The 18,122-nt window shown below is 74.4% G+C and carries 17 protein-coding genes and 1 pseudogene; 6 read left to right on the plus strand and 12 right to left on the minus strand.

Going from position 1 to position 18,122, the window contains the following annotated elements; all coding sequences use genetic code 11:
* From HG542_RS30380 to HG542_RS30395, 4 genes and pseudogenes are all read right to left on the minus strand, one after another.
* Window positions 1-647: pseudogene (locus HG542_RS30380) on the minus strand (FUSC family protein); the annotation flags it as partial.
* Between the two features lie 36 nt (window positions 648-683).
* Window positions 684-1,694 carry an acyl-CoA dehydrogenase family protein gene (locus tag HG542_RS30385; protein ID WP_171087105.1) on the minus strand — a complete coding sequence of 337 codons (1,011 nt, stop codon included), beginning with the start codon at window positions 1,692-1,694 and terminating at the stop codon, window positions 684-686.
* Entirely contained in the window at window positions 1,691-2,836 is a 1,146-nt protein-coding gene (locus HG542_RS30390; protein ID WP_171087107.1) for an acyl-CoA dehydrogenase family protein, read from the minus strand. The genes HG542_RS30385 and HG542_RS30390 overlap by 4 nt, the downstream gene beginning before the upstream one ends.
* On the minus strand, window positions 2,836-3,672 hold the full coding sequence (locus HG542_RS30395) for an enoyl-CoA hydratase (RefSeq protein ID WP_373313127.1): 837 nt from the start codon (window positions 3,670-3,672) through the stop codon (window positions 2,836-2,838). Before HG542_RS30395 ends, HG542_RS30390 begins: the two co-directional genes overlap by 1 nt.
* 44 nt (window positions 3,673-3,716) lie before the next feature.
* On the opposite strand from HG542_RS30395, the gene HG542_RS30400 reads away from it, so the two are divergent.
* The 4 genes from HG542_RS30400 to HG542_RS30415 all read left to right on the plus strand — a co-directional run bounded on the left by HG542_RS30400 (window position 3,717) and on the right by HG542_RS30415 (window position 7,593).
* Window positions 3,717-4,523, plus strand: a complete 807-nt coding sequence (locus HG542_RS30400; protein ID WP_171087110.1) for an SDR family oxidoreductase — start codon at window positions 3,717-3,719, stop codon at window positions 4,521-4,523.
* Between the two features lie 14 nt (window positions 4,524-4,537).
* Window positions 4,538-5,131: a TetR/AcrR family transcriptional regulator gene (locus HG542_RS30405; RefSeq protein WP_229922608.1), complete on the plus strand. Its 594-nt coding sequence runs from the start codon at window positions 4,538-4,540 to the stop codon at window positions 5,129-5,131.
* A gap of 9 nt (window positions 5,132-5,140) precedes the next feature.
* On the plus strand, window positions 5,141-6,298 hold the full coding sequence (locus tag HG542_RS30410) for an acetyl-CoA C-acetyltransferase (RefSeq protein ID WP_171087113.1): 1,158 nt from the start codon (window positions 5,141-5,143) through the stop codon (window positions 6,296-6,298).
* Window positions 6,299-6,384: 86 nt separating this feature from the next.
* Window positions 6,385-7,593: a PP2C family protein-serine/threonine phosphatase gene (locus HG542_RS30415; protein ID WP_171087154.1), complete on the plus strand. Its 1,209-nt coding sequence runs from the start codon at window positions 6,385-6,387 to the stop codon at window positions 7,591-7,593.
* Window positions 7,594-7,791: 198 nt separating this feature from the next.
* Here the strand turns inward: HG542_RS30415 and HG542_RS30420 are convergent, their stop codons facing one another.
* The 5 genes from HG542_RS30420 to HG542_RS30440 are packed head-to-tail and all read right to left on the minus strand — an operon-like array spanning window position 7,792 to window position 12,073.
* Window positions 7,792-8,643 carry an SCO6745 family protein gene (locus HG542_RS30420; protein WP_438816707.1) on the minus strand — a complete coding sequence of 284 codons (852 nt, stop codon included), beginning with the start codon at window positions 8,641-8,643 and terminating at the stop codon, window positions 7,792-7,794.
* Window positions 8,644-8,653: 10 nt separating this feature from the next.
* A complete protein-coding gene (locus tag HG542_RS30425) occupies window positions 8,654-9,703 on the minus strand; it encodes an NAD(P)H-dependent flavin oxidoreductase (protein WP_171087160.1) in 1,050 nt (349 codons plus the stop codon).
* 11 nt (window positions 9,704-9,714) lie between these two features.
* Complete coding sequence (locus tag HG542_RS30430; protein WP_171087117.1) at window positions 9,715-10,458, minus strand: CoA-transferase subunit beta; 744 nt, start codon at window positions 10,456-10,458, stop codon at window positions 9,715-9,717.
* The gene (locus tag HG542_RS30435) at window positions 10,455-11,324 is read right to left on the minus strand and encodes a CoA transferase subunit A (protein ID WP_171087119.1); all 870 of its coding nucleotides are present in this window, start codon (window positions 11,322-11,324) and stop codon (window positions 10,455-10,457) included. The genes HG542_RS30430 and HG542_RS30435 overlap by 4 nt, the downstream gene beginning before the upstream one ends.
* Window positions 11,321-12,073, minus strand: coding sequence for an enoyl-CoA hydratase family protein (locus tag HG542_RS30440; RefSeq protein ID WP_171087162.1), 753 nt, complete (start codon window positions 12,071-12,073; stop codon window positions 11,321-11,323). Before HG542_RS30440 ends, HG542_RS30435 begins: the two co-directional genes overlap by 4 nt.
* 77 nt (window positions 12,074-12,150) lie before the next feature.
* On the opposite strand from HG542_RS30440, the gene HG542_RS30445 reads away from it, so the two are divergent.
* Together HG542_RS30445 and HG542_RS30450 are read left to right on the plus strand one after the other, a co-directional pair.
* Window positions 12,151-12,933 carry an SDR family oxidoreductase gene (locus tag HG542_RS30445; RefSeq protein WP_171087121.1) on the plus strand — a complete coding sequence of 261 codons (783 nt, stop codon included), beginning with the start codon at window positions 12,151-12,153 and terminating at the stop codon, window positions 12,931-12,933.
* A gap of 4 nt (window positions 12,934-12,937) precedes the next feature.
* Window positions 12,938-13,825, plus strand: a complete 888-nt coding sequence (locus HG542_RS30450) for an SDR family oxidoreductase (protein ID WP_171087123.1) — start codon at window positions 12,938-12,940, stop codon at window positions 13,823-13,825.
* 196 nt (window positions 13,826-14,021) lie between these two features.
* On the opposite strand, the gene HG542_RS30455 is transcribed toward HG542_RS30450, so the two are convergent.
* From HG542_RS30455 to HG542_RS30465, 3 genes are read right to left on the minus strand one after another with little or no spacing between them, the layout of a single operon-like run.
* Window positions 14,022-14,879 (minus strand): ABC transporter permease, encoded by an 858-nt coding sequence (locus tag HG542_RS30455; RefSeq protein WP_171087125.1) that lies wholly within the window; start codon window positions 14,877-14,879, stop codon window positions 14,022-14,024.
* Complete coding sequence (locus tag HG542_RS30460; protein ID WP_171087127.1) at window positions 14,876-17,545, minus strand: alpha/beta fold hydrolase; 2,670 nt, start codon at window positions 17,543-17,545, stop codon at window positions 14,876-14,878. The genes HG542_RS30455 and HG542_RS30460 overlap by 4 nt, the downstream gene beginning before the upstream one ends.
* Before the next feature lie 9 nt (window positions 17,546-17,554).
* Window positions 17,555-18,103 (minus strand): DUF1697 domain-containing protein, encoded by a 549-nt coding sequence (locus HG542_RS30465; protein WP_171087129.1) that lies wholly within the window; start codon window positions 18,101-18,103, stop codon window positions 17,555-17,557.
* Window positions 18,104-18,122: the final 19 nt, after the last annotated feature.

Genomic DNA, 18,122 nt, shown 5'->3' on the forward strand with positions numbered 1-18,122 from the left:
CGGGCTGCGCCGGAGGCGGCGGCCGCCGCGTGCCGGGCCCGGGCGGCGCCGGACGGTTCGGCGCCGAGCAGCCGGTCGGCCGCCTCCAACGCCCGGGCGACGGCGATGCGTTCGGGCCCGTGCGGGCGCACCGGCGCGGGGGCCATGCACACCAGCCAGGCCAGGACGCCCGCGGCGAGGACCAGGCCCAGGTGCGCGGGGACGTCCCCGATCCGCTGGGGCACGAAGAACATGGTCGACGTGACGAAGGTCAGCACGATGTTGCCCGGCGGGCCGATGCGCGTCGCGTCGCACAGCACCTTGTGCACCGCCGCCGTCAGCGCCGCGAGCAGGACCAGCACCGCCGTCGACGGGATCAGCGCCGCACTGGTCAGGGCGGCCCCCGTGCCGGCCAGCGCCCCCAGCACCACCCATGCCACCGTGCGGGCCCGCACGGCATAGGGCCGGTCGTGTCCGTACAGGGCGCAGAGCGCACCCGCGGCGGTGTAGAGCGCCAGGTCGAGGCGGCCGAGCGCCAGCAGGACGAGGTCGGGCACCGCCATGGCGACGGCCGCGCTGAAGGCGGGCTTGGGCCAGATGTCCGCGGGCCGGTTCAGTCGCAGGAGGCCGCGCAGGGGCAGCGGCCGGACACGTGGGGGCTTTGCCATGGAAAGAGGTTAGCAGGTGTTTTACATGAAAAATATCTACCCGGACCCCTGCGCGAACAACTCCAGGGCGCGGGCCCTGCACTCCGCCGGGCCGCCCCACGCCGACCGCAGCGCCCGCGCCTTGCCGATCCACAGCGACAGGTCGTACTCCGCCGTGTACCCGATCGCCCCGTGCACCTGCAGCGCCGTACGGGCCGCCGTATAGGCCGCGTCACAGGACGCCGCCTTGGCCGCCGCCACCTCGGCCCGCGCGGTGGGCGACCCCGCCGCCAGCGCCACTGCGGCCCCGAAGACCAGCGGCCGGGCGAACTCCAGCCCGGTGAACGCGTCCGCCAGCCGGTGCTTGACCGCCTGGAACGAGCCGATCGGCGCGCCGAACTGGGTCCGCCGCCGCGCGTACGCGACCGTCCGGTCCAGCAGGGCGAGCCCCGCGCCCAGTGCCTGCGCGGCCGTGGCGAAGGCCGCCCAGTCGGCCGCGAGCGCGGCCGCCGCCCGTACCGCCGGACCCGAGGCCAGCAGCGTGCCGCCCCCGGCCGGCCGGGCCGGCCGGCGCGCGGGATCGACCGAGGGCCGCACCGGACCGTGGCCGGGGGAGAGGGACAGCAGGCCGCTGCCCGTCACGGTGAACACCGCGTCCGCCGCCTCCGCGTCCAGCGCGTACGGGCCCCCGCCCGGCAGGGTCAGCGTCACCCGCGCACGCCCCGCGCACACGCGCGGCACCCACTCCCGCGCAGGCCCCGTCCCGCCCAGGTGCGCCAGCAGCACCGTGGCCGCAACCGTCTCGGCCAGCGGGCCCGGCACGCAGTGCCTCCCCAACTCGACGAACGCCACCGCCAGTTCGGCCGGGAGGGGCCCGAATCCGCCGTACGCCTCCGGTGCCGCCAGGCCGAACACCCCGGCGTCCGCAACCCGTTGCCACAGGGCCAGCCCCGGCCCATACTCGCCCCGTGCCCAGGCCCGGACGGCCTGCGGGGTGCCGGACGCCGTGAGCATCCGGTCCAGCGTGCGCCCGAACTCCTTCTGCTCCGCGTCCAGCAGGAACCTCACCCGCGCCGTCCCTTCGGCAGCCCCAGCAGCCGCTCGCCGATGATGTCGCGCTGGATCTCGTTGGTCCCGCCGTAGATCGGCCCCGCGAGGGCGAAGGTCCAGCCCTCCGCCCAGTCCGTGTCCGCGAGTTCGCCGTCCGCGCCCAGCAGGTCCAGCGCCGTCTCGTGCAGGGCGAGATCCAGCTCCGACCAGAAGACCTTGACGGGACTCGACTCCGCCGTCCCCGCACCGGCCCCGTCCCCCGACGCCCGCCCGTACCCGTACAGTTCGTACGCCCGCGCCCGGATCACCGCGTCCGCGACCCGGTCCCGCAGCGCCGTGTCGCCCGGATCGCCCGCCGCACGCCACAGCGCCACCAGCCGCCGGGCGGCCGCCGTGAACCGGCCCGGGCTGCGCAGTGCCAGCCCCCGCTCGCTGCCCGCGGTGCTCATCGCCACCCGCCAGCCGTCGCCGGGCGCACCGATGACGTCCGCGTCCGGCACGAAGACCTCGTCCAGGAACAGCTCCGCGAAGGCGGGCCGGCCGTCGAGGCGGCCGATGGGCCGCACCGTCACACCCTCCGCGTCGAGCGGGAACATCGCGTATGTGAGCCCCTGGTGCGGCCGCCCGGCCCCCGGACGACTGCGGAACAGTCCGAAGGCGCGGTCGGCGAAGGCGGCCCGCGAGGACCACGTCTTGTGCCCGCTCAGCAGCAGGCCGCCCGGGGCCGGGCGGGCGACGGAGCGCAGCGAGGCCAGGTCCGAGCCCGCCTCCGGCTCGGACCACGCCTGGGCCCAGACCGTCTCCCCGCGGGCCATCGGCGGCAGGACGCGGGCGCGCTGCTCCTCGGTGCCGTGCGCGAGGAGGGTGGGGGCGAGGAGGCTGATGCCGTTCTGGGAGACCCGGACGGGGGCGCCCGCCGCGTGGTACTCCTCCTCGAAGACCAGCCACTCCAGCAGCGAACCGCCCCGCCCGCCGTAGGCCTCCGGCCAGGAGACCGCCGACCAGCCGCCCTCGTAGAGGGTCCGCTCCCACGCGCGGTGCCGGTCGAAGCCGTCCGCCGTCTCCGGCGAGGGGAGCGGAGTGCACGGGACGTGCGCGGCGAGCCAGGACCGCGCCTCGGCGCGGAAGGCGCTCTCCCCGGCAGTGAACGCGAGGTCCATCACGCCTCTTTCATGGCCCGCGCGTCCAGGCCGCGCAGCGGGTCCGAGGACGTCTCCGCGTTGTGCGCGTGCGCCAGGTGATGCAGCCCGAAGACCGCGTCCAGCCCCGCGTGCAGCCCCTGCAGATCCTCCGCCTGGTTGACCGCCCGCTTGGCCAGCGCGAGGCCCATGCGCGGCATCCGGGCCATGCGCTCCGCCAACTCCCGTGTCTCCGACGCGAGTTCCCCGCGCGGGACGAGGCGGTTGACCATGCCGATCTCGTAGGCGCGCCGCGCGCCCATCCGGTCGCCGGTGAAGAGGAACTCCTTCGCGAGCCGCGGCGGCATCACCCACGGATGGGCGAAGTACTCGACCCCGGGGATGCCCATGCGCACCACCGGGTCGGCGAAGAACGCGTCCTCGCTCGCCACGATCACGTCGCACACCCACGCCAGCATCAACCCGCCTGCCACACAGGCGCCCTGGACGGAGGCGACCACCGGCTTCGGGAGCTCGCGCCAGCGCCGGCACATGCCCAGATAGACCTCCGACTCCCGCGCGAACCGCTGCTCGGCGCCTTCCTTGTCCGTGTGGTCCCACCACAGTCCGGCCCGGCGCGGGAACGGCAGATGGGCGTCGCGCCCCGGGGTGCCGATGTCGTGGCCCGCGGAGAAGTGCTCGCCCGCACCCGCCAGGACGACGACCTTGACGTCGTCGTCGGCGGACGCCCGGCGGAAGGCGTCGTCGAGGGCGTAGGTCATCGCGGAATTCTGGGCGTTGCGGTACTCGGGGCGGTTCATGGTGACCGTCGCGACCGGGCCGAGCCGCTCGTAGCGCACTGTCGGGGCAGTGGTCATAACCATCCTTCCCTAACAAGTGTTTGGTAGGTTACCGTGCGGCCATGAGCAGCGTCGAGGAGTCACGCTCCAGTGCTCCGCCCTATCTCCCGGGCCACGCCCTGCTGGCCGGCCGCACGGCCGTGATCACCGCCGCGGCCGGCACCGGCATCGGCGGCGCGACCGCCAGGCGCTTCCTCGAAGAGGGCGCGCGCGTGGTGCTCGGCGACGCCCACGAGGCCCGGCTGCGCAGCCGGGTCGCCGCCTACGCAGCGCAGTTCGGCGAGGAGAAGGTGGCCGGCCTGCCCTGCGACGTGACACAGGAGGAGCAGGTCGCCGCCCTCCTCGACCACGCCGAGGAACGCCACGGCACCCTCGACATCCTCGTCAACAACGCGGGCCTCGGCGGCACTTCCGACCTCGCGGACATGAGCGACGAGCAGTGGCACACCGTCCTCGACGTCACCCTGCACGGCACCTTCCGCTGCACCCGCGCCGCCCTGCGCCGGATGCGGGCCGCCGGACGCGGCGGCGTCGTCGTCAACAACGCCTCGGTCCTGGGCTGGCGCGCCCAGCGCGGCCAGGCCCACTACGCCGCCGCCAAGGCCGGCGTCATGGCGCTCACCCGCTGCGCCGCCGTCGAGGCCGCGGCCTACGGGGTGCGTGTCAACGCCGTCGCCCCGAGCCTCGCCGTCCACCCGCACCTCGCCAAGGTCACCGGGCCGGAGCTGCTGGCGGAGCTGACCGCGCGCGAGGCGTTCGCCCGCTCCGCCGAGCCCTGGGAGGTCGCCAACGTGATCGTCTTCCTCGCCAGCGGCTACTCCTCCTACATGACCGGCGAGACCGTCGCCGTCAGCAGCCAGCGCGCGTGACGGACAATGACACCGTGCCGACCAGCAAGCCCACCAGCAAGAAGACCGAACTGCTCGCGACCGCGGCCCGGGTGTTCGCCGAACACGGCTATCGCGCCACCACCGTGCGCCGCATCGCCGACGAGGCGGGCATGCTCGCGGGCAGCCTCTACTACCACTTCGACTCCAAGGAGTCGATGCTGGACGAGATCCTCTCCGTCTTCCTGGACGAACTGTGGGCCGGCTACGACGCCGTGCTCGCGGCCGGTCTCGGCCCCCGCGAAACCGTGGAGGCCCTCGTCACCGAGTCCTTCCGGGAGATCGACCGGCACCGCGACGCCGTCGCCGTCTACCAGAAGGAATGGCGGCACCTCGTCGGCTCGCCCCGCTTCGGCTATCTCGCCGCGTCGCAGCGGAAGTTCGAGCAGGCCTGGCTGGGCACGCTGGAGCGGGGCGCGGCCGAAGGCGTCTTCCGCGCCGACCTCGACCCCCGGCTCGCCTACCGCTTCCTGCGCGACACCGTGTGGGTCGCGGCCTCGTGGTACCGGCCGGACGGGGAGCACGGACCGGAGGAGATCGCCCGGCAGTACCTCTCGATGGTCCTGGACGGCCTGGCCGTACAACCTTAGGAGCGCGCCATGAGCGAGGCGTTCATCGTCGGAGCCGTACGCACACCGGTCGGGCGGCGGGGCGGGGGCCTCGCCGCCGTACACCCCGCCGACCTCGGGGCGCACGTCCTCAAGACGTTGATGGAACGGACGGGCGTGGACCCGGCCGCCGTCGACGACGTCGTCCTCGGCTGCGTCGACACGGTCGGGCCGCAGGCGGGCGACATCGCCCGGACGAGCTGGCTGGCGGCCGGGCTGCCCGAGGAGGTGCCCGGCGTCACCGTCGACCGGCAGTGCGGCTCCTCCCAGCAGGCCGTCCACTTCGCCGCCCAGGCCGTGCTCTCCGGGACCCAGGACCTCGTCGTCGCGGGCGGCACCCAGAGCATGTCGCAGATCCCCATCGGCTACGCCGCCCGCCGGGCCACCGAACCGCTCGGCCTGGACCGCGGCCCGTTCGCCGGCTCGCAGGGCTGGCGGGCCCGCTACGGCGACCGGCCCGTGGACCAGTTCCACGGCGCGGAGACGATCGCCGGGCAGTGGGGCATCACCCGGGACGCCATGGAGGAGTACGCGCTGGGCTCCCACGAGCGCGCGGTCCGCGCCCTCGACGAGGGCCGCTTCGCCCGCGAGACGGCGGCGTACGGGGACGTGACGGCGGACGAGGGCCCGCGCCGGGACACATCCCTGGAGAAGATGGCCGCCCTGAAGCCGGTGCTCCCCGGCGGACTGCTGACCGCGGCCGTCTCCTCCCAGGTCTCGGACGGCGCGGCCGCACTGCTCGTCGCGAGCGAACGCGCCGTGCGAGAACACGGGTTGACGCCCCGGGCCCGTATCCACCACCTGTCGGTGCGCGGGGAGGACCCGATCAGGATGCTCACCGCACCGATCCCGGCGACGGCGCGGGCGCTGAAGAAGACGGGCCTGACGATGGACGACATCGACCTCGTGGAGATCAACGAGGCCTTCGCCCCGGTGGTCCTGGCCTGGCTCCGCGAGACCGGGGCCGACCCCGCGCGGGTCAATGTCAACGGCGGCGCGATCGCCCTGGGACACCCGCTGGGGGCGACGGGGGCCCGGCTGATGACGACCCTGCTGCACGAACTGGAGCGGACCGGCGGCCGGTTCGGGCTCCAGACCATGTGCGAGGGGGGCGGGCAGGCGAACGTGACGGTCCTGGAGCGGGTGTGAGGCCGGCCCGGCCCGACGGCGCCTGACATGAGACCGGCCGGGATCGGTGTGAGACTGGTGCAGGGAAGGGGTGATTCCCCGTGCCAGTGCCGGACCCACCGCACGCCCCCGCCGGTCCCGACGCCGCCGTCGACGAGAACCGGCTGGAAGAGCTGATCGTCGAGGCCCAGACGACCCTGCCGTTCGAACTGCCCGGCCTGGCGAACCGCTGCGCCACGGCCCTCGGCCTGAGCTCCGCGCTGATCTACCTCGTCGACCTGCAGCAACGGCTGCTCATCCCCCTCGACGACGACTCGGAGCCGCTGGAGGTGGACCGCACGTCGGCGGGCTGGGCGTACCGCACGGTATCCCCACGCGTGGCCGACACCGACGGCGGCCTGATCCTCTGGGTCCCCCTGGTCGACGGCTCGGAGCGGCTGGGCGTGCTCGCGGTCCGGACCGCCTCGCTCGACGGGGTGCGGTTGCGGCGCAGCCGGATCCTGGGCCACCTGTTCGCCATGCTGCTCACCTCCAAGCGCGGCTACAGCGACTGGCTCGCCGCCCGCACCCGCACCACGCCCATGGGCCTGCCGGCCGAGATGCTGAGGGCCTTCCTGCCGTCCCACACCGTCGGCAGCAACAAGTGCGTCTCGACCGCGGTCCTGGAACCCGCCTACGACGTCGCCGGTGACGCCTTCGACCACACGGTGGTCAAGAACGTGCTGCACACCATGATCCTCGACTCCATGGGCCACGACCTGACCGCGGGCCTGACCACGTCGGTCGCCATGGCGGCGGCGCGGAACGCCCGCCGCGGCGGCGGCGACCTGGCCGAGGTCGTAGGTTCCGTCGACCAGGCGCTCGCCCAGTGGATGCCGGACCACTTCTGTACGGGTGTGATGTGCCGGCTCGACGCGGCCGCCGGGGTGCTGCGCTGGGTCAACTGCGGCCACCCGCCCCCGCTGCTGATCCGAGCCGAGCGGGTGCTCGACGGGGCACTCGACAGCCCCCCGCAGCCGCCGATCGGCCTGGTAGGTCAACTCGCCTTCCCCACACGGGAAGTCCACGAGACGACCCTGGAACCGCACGACCGCGTCCTCCTCTACACGGACGGCGTCGTGGAGGCACGCGACGCGGAGGGGGCGGAGTTCGGCCTCGACCAGTTCACCGACTTCATCATTCGCTTCTCGGCCGCCGGCCAGCAGCCGGCCGAGGTGCTGCGGCTGCTCATCCACGCGATTCTGGAGCACCAGCGCAATCGGTTGCGGGACGATGCGACCATCCTGCTCTTCGAGTGGTGCCCGAAGGGCCGTTGAGCCTCCGTCAGGGGGTGAGCCCCGAAGGGGCGCGGGGCTGTTGCTTCATGCGGCTCCGCCGCGTGGGCGCGACAAGCCCCCACCGGCCCGCAGCCGAACGCACCACCCAGGGGGTCCGGGGCGCAGCCCCGAGCACCCCGACTGCAGGCGCATCGTGGCCGAGCGCGCAGTTCCCCGCGCCCCTGACGGGGCGGGGCGCTACCGCCCCAGCCCGATCGGGTTCGGGTACCGCAGCTCCGCTGCACACGCCTCGGCCAACGGGGCCAGCACATCTGCCAGTTCACCGGCATCCGCCGGCACGGCCCGCCCCGCGGCCCGGTCCGTCGCCTCCTCGACCGCCGCCTGCAGGCGGCACCCCGCATCCGTGGCCCGCCCGTCCGCCCCCAGCAACCCCCGCTCCCGCAACCGCGATCCGGCCGCCTCCCACTCCTCGTCCGTCCAGCCCCGGTACGGCTGCAGCTCCGACCGCGGCAGGTCGATCCCCGCCCGCAGCACCAGCACCTCGCACCCGTCCAGCCCGGCGGCCACCAGGGCCGCCACATGCCCGTCCCCGCGGTGCTCCCGCAGCACCGTCGCCGCCTGCCACAGCCGCTCCAGCGGCTCCTCCGGCAGGCCGAGCGCCGCGTTCGCGGCCGCCAGCACCCGGCCGGCGCAGTCGAGCCCGGTCACGCACGCCCCCAGCAGCTCCGCCGCCCGCTCCGCCTCCTTCTCCCGGCCGGCCAGCAGCCTCCGCAGGGCGGCCCGGGCGCCCGACAGGCGCAGTTCCAGGGCCCGTTCGGGCGGGGTGATCCCCCACACCTCCGGGAGTGCCCGCGCCACCATGGACGGCGCGAAGTTGAAGAAGGCCGCCGTCACCGGCTCCGGGGCGACGGGGCCCAACGGTGCGGCCCGGCCCGCGAAGTAGCCGCGCCGCCAGCCCCGCAGCCCCGCCTCCCGGAAGGCGTCCAGCGCCTCGGGCGCGAAGTAGGTGACCGCGTGCAGGGGTTCGGTCGACTGCCAGAGAGTACGCGCCGCAACCCAGCCCGTCGTATCCGTCATGACCGCCTCCATCCGTGCCGGCTCATCCCGGCTCGGGCAAGCCTCGCAGAGTCGCCTGCGCCTGCGCCATGATCCGCTCGACCAGGGCGGCCACCGGGGGCAGGTCGTCGATCACCCCGGCGACCTGGCCGGCGGCCATCACCCCGACGTCCGTCCGCCCGTCGACCATGGCGGCCTTCAGCAGCATCGGCGTGTTCGCGGCGAGCAGCACCTGGGCCCAGCCCAGCGCCTTGCCGTGCTTCAGGGCCAGGCCGTCGCGCACCAGGTCCGCCCAGCCCAGCCCGGAGAGCCTGCGGAAGGACGCGGCGTGCCGCAGGGCCCGCAGCAGCACGGCGGCCGCGCCCGAGCGCTCCAGTTCCGTGACGAAGGGGGTGCGCAGCATCCGGTGCGGGAGCCCGTCGACCTTGGACGTGACCGTCACGTCCCGTACGGACGCGCCGAGATAGGCGGCCTTGACCGGCGCCGGGACCGTGCTGTCGGCCGTCAGCAGGAACCGCGTGCCCATGGCGATGCCCGCCGCGCCGTACGCGAGCGCCGCGACGAGCCCGCGGCCGTCGCGGAATCCGCCCGCGGCGACGACCGGGATGTCGACGGCGTCGACCACCTGCGGCAGCAGCACATTCGTCGCCACGTCCCCGGTGTGCCCGCCGCCCTCCGCGCCCTGCACGACGACCGCGTCGGCCCCCCAGGCCGCCACCTTCTCGGCGTGCCGCCGGGCGCCGACGGACGGGATGACGACGACCCCGGCGTCCTTGAGCCGGGCCATCAGTCCGCAGGAGGGCGCGAGCGCGAACGAGGCGACGCGCACGCCCTCGTCGACGATGATGTCCGCCCGTTCCGCCGCGTCGCCCGCGTCCGCGCGGAGGTTGACCCCGAACGGCTGCCGCGTACGGGCCTTCACCTCGCGGACGGCGGACCTGAGTTCGTCCGGCGTCATGGTCGCCGAGCCGAGGATGCCCAGCGCCCCGGCCTCGGCCACGGCCGAGACGAGCCGGGGGCCCGCGACCCAGCCCATGCCGGTCTGCACGACCGGGTGCCGCACCCCCACGAGCCGGGTCAGGGCGGTCGGCAGCTCGGGGGCGGTCACGGCCGCACCTCGCGGTCGCGCAGCCCCGCCGGGTCGAGCACCTCGCGGATCAGGCGGAGTTCGGCGTCCGTCGGCAGCCGCGTGACCGGAACCTCGCCGGGGATGTCGAGCGGGAAGCCGGTCGCCGCCTGCACGTCCTGTGCGGTGACGCCCGGGTGGAGGGAACGGACACGCAGTGTGCGGTCCGGGGTCTCGAAGTCCAGGACGGCCAGGTCGGTGACCACGCGGCGCAGACAGTGGAAGCGGGTCGCGGACGGGCCGGCGGCCGCCGCCCGGTCGTGGCCGACGCCGCAGACCATGTCGACCCGCTCGACCAGCACCCGGGGCGAGTGCCGCGGAATCCAGTAACTGACCGGATGATTCAGGGTGTTGACGGGCGCACCGCGCACCCCGAGCAGCTGCCGGTCGGGGCGCCGCCAGTCGCCGATGCAGGAGATGTTCTGGTTCCCGTGCCGGTCCAGCTGGCTCGCGCCCATCATCACGTGCCGCCGCCCGCCGGTGACCAGGGCCAGGTGCCGGCGGTAGGGCAGCCAGCCCTCGACGACGCGGGTCCCCTTCCCGGTCGTCAGCAGCGCCTCGCCGTCGGTGAGCAGCAGGCCGGGGGAGAAGGTGAGTTGCGCCAGCCGGGCGCCGATCGCGGGCACCCGCCCCATCGGGCTCGCCAGGATCTCCCCGTCCCCGCGCCAGGCCTCCGCGCAGGCCACGACGCACACCTCGGCCCGGCTCGCGCCGCCGCTCACGTGGCCTCCCCGGTGAACTCCGCGACCGCGGCCCGGTAGGCGTCCTCATCCCCCGACAGAAAGCGCCGGGTGAACTCCTGCCAGGCCGCCGGATCTACGGCCGCCTTGGCGTAGGCCGCCTGGAACGCCTCGTCGCGCCCGTAGTCCGGCACGCAGGAGGTGAAGTGTGCACCGCCCGGGGCCTCTATGACCCCGGTGACGCAGTGCCGTTGCACCAGCAGCGTCTGCGGGGCCGTGCCGTCGGCGGTGAACTCGGCGCTCTCGACGAGGCGTTCGCAGGAGACGTACGCCTCCCGGGCGGCCTCGCAGAAGAGGTCGTCGAAGTACGGGTCCGGACCGAGGTACTGGGCGTTGCCGAAGGCGTCCGCCCGGTTGAGGTGCACCAGGGCGGCGTCCAGGGCGAGGGCGGGCACGGCGACGAGCTCCTCGCGGTCCGCGTACGGCGAAGTGACGGTCCGCAGGCCGGGGTTGACCCGCATCACGTCCGAGCCGAGCCCGGCCCGTACCGGCATGAACGGCAGCCGGTGGGCGGCGGCCGTCAGCCCCCACATCACCATCGCCTCGTCCAGCTCCGTCAGTTCCAGCGCGCCGCGCTGCCGGGCGGCGCGGAAGTGCGGTTCGAGCGGGATGGAGTCCAGCGTGGCGAACGCCGCCACGAGTTTGCGGATCTTCCCGGCGGCGGCCAGCAGGCCCACGTCCGGGCCGCCGTAGGAGACGACGGTGAGATCGGTGACGTCCGAGCGCAGCAGGGCCCGGACGAGAGCCATCGGCTTGCGCCGTGCACCCCAGCCGCCGATGCCGATCGTCATGCCGCTCGCCAGCCGGGAGACGGCCTCGTCCGCCGTCATGCGTTTGTCGCCCGTCATGGCCGCTCCTTGCCGGAGAGGAACGTTTCACGGAGCCGGTCGGCGACCCCGTCGAGGGCGGCCTCGAAGGTGAAGCCCTGCTCGTAGCGGTAGCTGCGGCGGACGTCGACGGGGTCGATGCCGTTGAGCGCGGCCTTGGCCAGGCGCAGCAGCGAACCGTCCTTGGCGGCGATGTCGCGGGCCAGTCGGACGGCTGCCGAGGCCAGTTCGCCGCGGGGGACGACCTGCCACACGGAGCCGTGCCGGTGCAGCTCCTGTGCGCCGACGGTGCGCGCGGTGTAGAAGAGGGTGCGCATCAGGTGCTGCGGGACGAGCCGGGCGAGGTGGGTGGCGGCGCCGAGCGCGCCGCGGTCCAGCTCGGGCAGCCCGAAGACGGCGTCCTCCGAGGCCACGACGGCGTCCGCGTTGCCGACGAGCCCGATGCCGCCGCCCAGACAGTGGCCGTGCACCGCGGCGACGACGGGCACCTCGCACTCGTAGACGGCGGAAAACGCTGCCGCACAGGCGCGGTTGACGGCGGTAAGCGCCCGGTGGCCGGGCGTGCGGTGCACCTCCTTGAGGTCCACCCCCGCGTTGAAGCCGCGCCCGGCGGCGGCGAGGACGATGCAGCGGACGTGCAGGTCGGTGCCGGTGCGGCGGACGGTGTCGGCCAGGTCGTACCAGCCCTGTACGGGAAGGGCGTTGACCGGCGGGAAGTCCACGGTGACGACGGCGATGCCCGGTTCGGGACGTGCGGTGGAGATGCCCATCGGCTGCCTTTCCACCAAACGTTTGTTAGGTATCGTGGTGACGGTACCAGTGGACCGCCTGCCGCGGGAGGCGCCGAGTGGGCAGAGCATGCGGCCTTGAGGGCCGCGTCGCCGTCGTCACGGGCGGGACGCGGGGAGTGGGCGCGGGGATCGCCCGCGCGTTCCTGCGCGCGGGGGCGCAGGTGGTCGTCTGCGCGCGCCGCCCGCCGGCGGAGCCGGTCGCGGCGGCGGGCCGTGCGGCCCGCTTCCTGCCGGTGGACGTACGCCGACCGGAGGCGGTGGCCGGGATGTTCGGGCGGATCGCCGAGGAGGCGGGCCGGGTGGACGTCCTGGTGAACAATGCCGGCGGCACCCCGTACAGACCGCTCGGGGCGACGGACGCCGCCGTACACGCCCGCATCGTCGAACTCAACCTCATGGCACCGCTGACCGTTTCGCTCGCCGCCCACCGCATCATGCGGGAACAGCCGGGCGGCGGCTCGGTGTTGATGATCGGCAGCGTCAGCGGCGCCCGCCCGTCACCCGGTACCGCCGCGTACGGGGCCGCCAAGGCCGGGCTGGAACACCTCGCCCGCAGCATGGCGGTGGAATGGGCCCCGGCCGTGCGCGTCAACACCCTGGTGCTCGGCATGGTGCGCACGGAGTCGGCCCACCTGCACTACGGCGACGAGGACGGCGTCGCCGCCGTCGCCCGCACCGTCCCGGCGGGCCGGCTGGCGGAGCCGGACGACGTGGGCGGGGCGGCCGTCTTCCTGGCCTCCGACCGGGCCGCCTACATCACCGGCGCGAGCCTGCTCGTCCATGGCGGGGGAGAGAGGCCGGCCTTTCTGGATGCCGCGAACGTCGATCGAGGGAGTTGACCGGATGACGGGAATCTGCGCCGGACAGGTCGCCGTGGTCACCGGCGCCGGCCGCGGCCTCGGCCGCGCTCACGCGCTGGCACTCGCGGCGGAGGGGGCCCGCGTGGTGGTGAACGACCTGGGAACGGACCGTGCCGGCGAGGGCAGTTCGACGGAGCCGGCACGGGAGGTCGTACGGGAGATCCGCGACCGGGGCGGCGAGGCCGTGGCCCACGCCGGGGACGTGGCGACGGGGGAGGGCGCGGCGTCGCTCGTCGCCACCGCCCTGGACGCCTTCGGCCGCCTGGACGTCCTCGTCAACAACGCGGGGTTCCTGCGGGACCGCATGCTGGTGAGCCTCGGCGAGGACGACTGGGACGCGGTCGTCCGCGTGCACCTCAAGGGCCACTTCCTGCCCATGCGCTGCGCGGCGGCCCACTGGCGCGCGGAATCCAAGGCGGGACGGGCGGTACGGGCGAGCATCGTCAACACCACGTCGGGCGCGGGCCTGCTGGGGAGCGTGGGCCAGGCCAATTACGCTGCCGCGAAGGCGGGCATCGTGGCGTTGACCCTGGTGGCCGCGGCGGAACTGGCCCGCTACGGGGTACGGGCCAACGCGGTTGCGCCCGCGGCGCGGACGCGGATGACGGAGGGGATTTTCGGGGACGGGCTCGGGGAACCGGGTGACGTCTCACCGCTGGTGGTGTGGCTCGGTTCACAGGCTTCGGCGGACGTCACGGGCCGGGTCTTCGAGGCGGAGGGCGGCCGCATCACGGTGATGGAGGGGTGGCGGCGGGGGCCGACGGCGGACGGGGGCGGGCGCTGGACACCGACGGAGGCGGGGGGCGCTGCGCGCCGGCTGCTGACGGGGGCGCGGGCCCCGGGGCCGGTGTACGGGGCCGGCGCCCCGTAAGGGCAATGTGCGGCTCCGCCGCGTGGGCGCGACCAGGTGCGCCCGGTAAGGGGCGCGGGGAACTGCGCGACCAGCCCCCACCGGGCCGCAGTTGACGCACTACCTCGGGGGTCCGGGGCGTAGCCCCGGGTTCCTCGCCTGCGGGCGCGTCGTGGCTGCTCGCGCAGTTCCCCGCGCCCCTTACGGGGCCCATCAGTCAGGACACGACATCCTTGGCACGGAAGTGCCGAAAGGCAAGGGCAACCAGGACCACCCCATAAGTCGCCGACAGGGCAACCCCCTTCACCACCCCGCCCCACTCCGCATGCGGCTGCAGCAGATCCGCCCATGCGAACTGCCAGTGCGTCGGCAGCAGCTCGCGCCACGACCCCAGCGCGGTCACCGCGTCCAGGACGTTGCCCACGATCGTCAGGCCCATCGCCCCGCCCACGGCGCCCAGCGGCGCATCCGTGACCGTCGACAGCCAGAACGCCAGCCCGGCCGTGACCAGTTGGCCCGCGAACACGAACGCCACGGCGGCGGCGAGCCGCCACGTCGCCGTCCCGGCATCCAGCGTGCCCCCGGCAGGGATCCGCAGCGGGCCCCATCCGTACGCCGCCGTTCCGGCGACGAGCGCGACCAGCGGCAGCAGCACCATCGCGGCCGCGCTGAACGCCAGCGCCACGGTCAGCTTGCTCACCAGCAGCCGCCCCCGCGGCACCGGCGCGGCCAGCAGGTACCGCAGCGACGACCAGCTCGCCTCCGACGCCACCGTGTCGCCGCAGAACAGCGCCACCGGCACCACCAGCAGGAAGCCCGCCGAGACGAACAGGCACGTCGCGGCGAAGTTCACCCCGGACGCCGTGGCGGTGTCCATCAGGGTGACCCGCCCGTCGCGCCCGGCCGGCTGCCCCCCGATCGCGAAGGCGGCGATCAGGACGAACGGCAGCGCCGCGAGAACGCCCCCGACCACCAGCGTGCGGCGCCGCCGCAACTGCCGTGCCGCTTCCACCCGCAGGGGCAGCGTGTGCCGCGCCCGGTAACCGGGTGCGGCAACCGGCGGTGCGATGCTCATGACGGGCCTCCGATCAGGGTCAGGAACGCGTCCTCCAGCCGCCGGTGCGGCCCGACGCTCGCGACCGGGATCTCCAGCCGGACGAGTTCCACCAGCAGTTCCGGCGCTCGTGCGCCGTCGAGCCGCACCAGCAGCCCCTCGCCGCCGCCGTCGCGCACGGCCGAGGCGACGCCCGGCAGCGCGGCCACCTTCTCCACGGCCGCGTCGGACAGTTCGCCCTCGACGCCGACCAGCAGTGTGTCGCCGGAGCCGGTGATCTCCGCGACCGGGCCCGCGGTGACCAGCCGCCCGCGGTCCATCACGACGAGGTGCGTGCAGGACTGCTCGACCTCCGCCAGGAGATGGCTGGAGACGATGACCGTGCGCCCGGCGGCCGCGTACCGGATCATCACCTCGCGCATCTCGCGGATCTGCGGCGGGTCGAGACCGTTCGTCGGCTCGTCCAGGATGAGCAGGTCCGGCAGCCCCAGCATGGCCTGCGCGATGGCCAGTCGCTGCCGCATGCCCTGCGAGTACGTGCGCACGGCACGCTCCAGCGCACTGCCGAGGCCGGCGATCTCCAGGGCCTCGTCCACGTGGGCGTCCTCGGCCGGGCGGCCGGTGGCCCGCCAGTACAGGTCGAGGTTGGCCCGGCCGGACAGGTGCGGCAGGAAGCCGGCGCCCTCCACGAACGCCCCGACCCGGGACAGCACGGGCGCACCCGGCCGGATCGCGTGCCCGAAGACGCGGATCTCGCCGCCGTCGGGCCGGATCAGGCCCATGAGCATGCGCAGCGTGGTGGTCTTGCCCGCACCGTTGGGCCCGAGCAGGCCGAGCACCTGCCCCCGCTCGACGCGGAAGGCCAGATCGCGCACCGCATACCGGTCGGCGGAGCGGGCGTAGCGCTTGCTCAACCCGGTGATCTGCAGGGGCACTTCGGCCAGCGCGGGATCGGGCGCGGGCGCGGCGTCGCGCCGGCGCCCGGCCAGCAGCACGCCCACCGCGACGGCCACGCCGCCCAGCGGCAGCGCCCAGGTCCACCACGGCAGACCGGCCGAGGCGGTCCGCACCTCGGGCGCCTCCGGCACGCTCAGGCCGCCGGCCAGGGAGACGGTGTACGTGGCCGGTTGGGCGGGCGAGGCGTAGCCCAGGTCCGTGGAGGAGAGCACCAGCCGCATCCGGTGCCCCGCCTCGAAGGTATGGTCCACGGCCGGCAACTGCAGGTCGACGGTTCTGCCCTGCCGGGCGTCGCCGACCCGGACCGGGGAGACGAGCTGCCCGGGCAACTGCTGCTGCCCGTCCGGCCCGACGTCGTAGACCTTGGCGAAGAGGACGGCCTCCCCGGTGTCGGACGAGACCTTGACCTTCGCGGTCGGCGAGCCGGTCACATGGACGCTCTCGTCCAGCCGCGCGGAGTCGAAACGGGCGTACTGGCCGGGGAAGTCCAGGGACATCCCGAGCCCGAGCCCGGAGAGCTGCGAGAGCGCGCCGAGGCCCGGCACGGCGGAGACCGCGGGCGGCGCCGCCCCGGCCGGGTTGCCGAACGACTGCTCGCGGCCGGTCAGCGGCACCGTGCGCGGGTCGTTGTGCAGCCCGGGGTAGCGGCTGCTGCTCGCGCCGCGCAGCCGGGCCTTGCCGTCGGTGGTGTCGATGCCGCCGGTCCGGCTGACCCGGAAGGCCGGGCCCGTGTCGGTGTTCTCGTCGCCCTTGAGGTAGCGGTCGAACCACGCGCGCGTGCGCTGCTCGGTCCGGTCGTTCTCCGTCGAGCCCGCGTCGTGCCCGCCGGCGATCCAGTCGACGGACACGGGCGCGCCGTTGCGGCGGATGGCCGCGGCCGCGGCGTCGGACTGGCCGAGGGGGAAGAGCGAGTCGCTCTGTCCCTGGACGAGGAGGGTGGGCACCTTGATGCGACCGGCGACGGCGGACGGGCTGCGCCGCTCCAGCAGTTCGCGCGCCGCGGCGTCCGGCCGGCCGGCGACGGCCACGCGTTCGTACATCGCGCACAGCTCGGGCTCGAACCGGCCGCAGCCGGGCTGCATATGCGCTGTGGTGCCGGCTTTGATCCCCGTACCGGTCGAGCCGGTCGTGAAGAAGAGCCCTGCCCAGAGCTTCTTGTAGACGTCGTCCGGGAAGAGCGAGTCGGCCAGGTTCCAGTAGGTGATCTGCGGGGCGATGGCGTCGACGCGCTTGTCGTACCCGGCGGCGAGCAGGGAGACGGCGCCGCCGTACGAGGCGCCCGCGACGCCGACCCGCGGGTCGCCCGGGGCGTCCAGCTCGACCTCGGGCCGCTTGGCGAGCCAGTCGATCAGGCGGCTCACGTCGGCGACCTCGTGCTGCGGGTCGTTGAGACCGATGCGCCCGCCCGAGTGCCCGAAGCCGCGCGCGGACCAGGTCAGCACCGCGTAGCCGGACCGTGCCAGCCGCTCGGCCTCGCCGCGCATGTCGTCCTTGCTGCCGCCGAAGCCGTGGGCGAGGAGCACGGCCGGCCGGCGGCGGTCCACGTCGCCGGACGTGAAGAAGGAGGTGTCGATCCGTGCGCCCGGCATGGCAAGGAAACGGTTCTCCTGGTGCACCGGCGGATCGCTTCCGGCGGCCTCCGCCGCCGTCCAGGTCCCGATGCCGGCGAGCACGGCGACAGCGCTCACGGCGGCGAGCAGCCGCCGGCTCCCGGGGATGCGCAGCTTCATCCCCGCATGCTAAGCGGTGGCATCCTCCGCCATGTCGGCGAGTCGGGTGACGGTGTTCCAGTTGCGCCCGGTGACGGTGGTGCCCAGGCGGCGCTCGGTGAGCTGCTTGGCCAGCTTCGAGTCCCGGATGCCGGCCGCACAGTGCAGATACACCGCACGCTCGCCCAGCGCGAACTCCTCGGGCACGTACGCCGCCGGGTCGAGGTCCGCCACGGTGGCCGGATCGGCCGGACCGGACAGGAAGAGCACCAGGAACCGCGCCGGATCGACCTCCTGCCCGGCGAACGGATTGCCGTCGACGATGCGCCGGACCTCACCCGCTTCGCGCACCAGGCAGGCCACCGAGATCCCGAGCTCCCGCTCGATGGCCTGCTCCAGCCCGGCGGCCAGTGCCTCCGCACCGGCGTCCGGGTGCGTGAACACGGCATTGCCGCTGTTGAGATGGGTCCGCACGGAGCCGCACCCCATGCCGGTGAGCAGATCCCGCAGGGTCTGCATGGGGACGCGCTTCTTGCCGCCCACATTGATGCCGCGCAGCAGCGCCACGAACGTTGTCATCGGGTCACCGTAGCCCGTT

This window comes from Streptomyces morookaense (assembly GCF_013030945.1).
GTDB lineage: Bacteria > Actinomycetota > Actinomycetes > Streptomycetales > Streptomycetaceae > Streptomyces > Streptomyces morookaensis.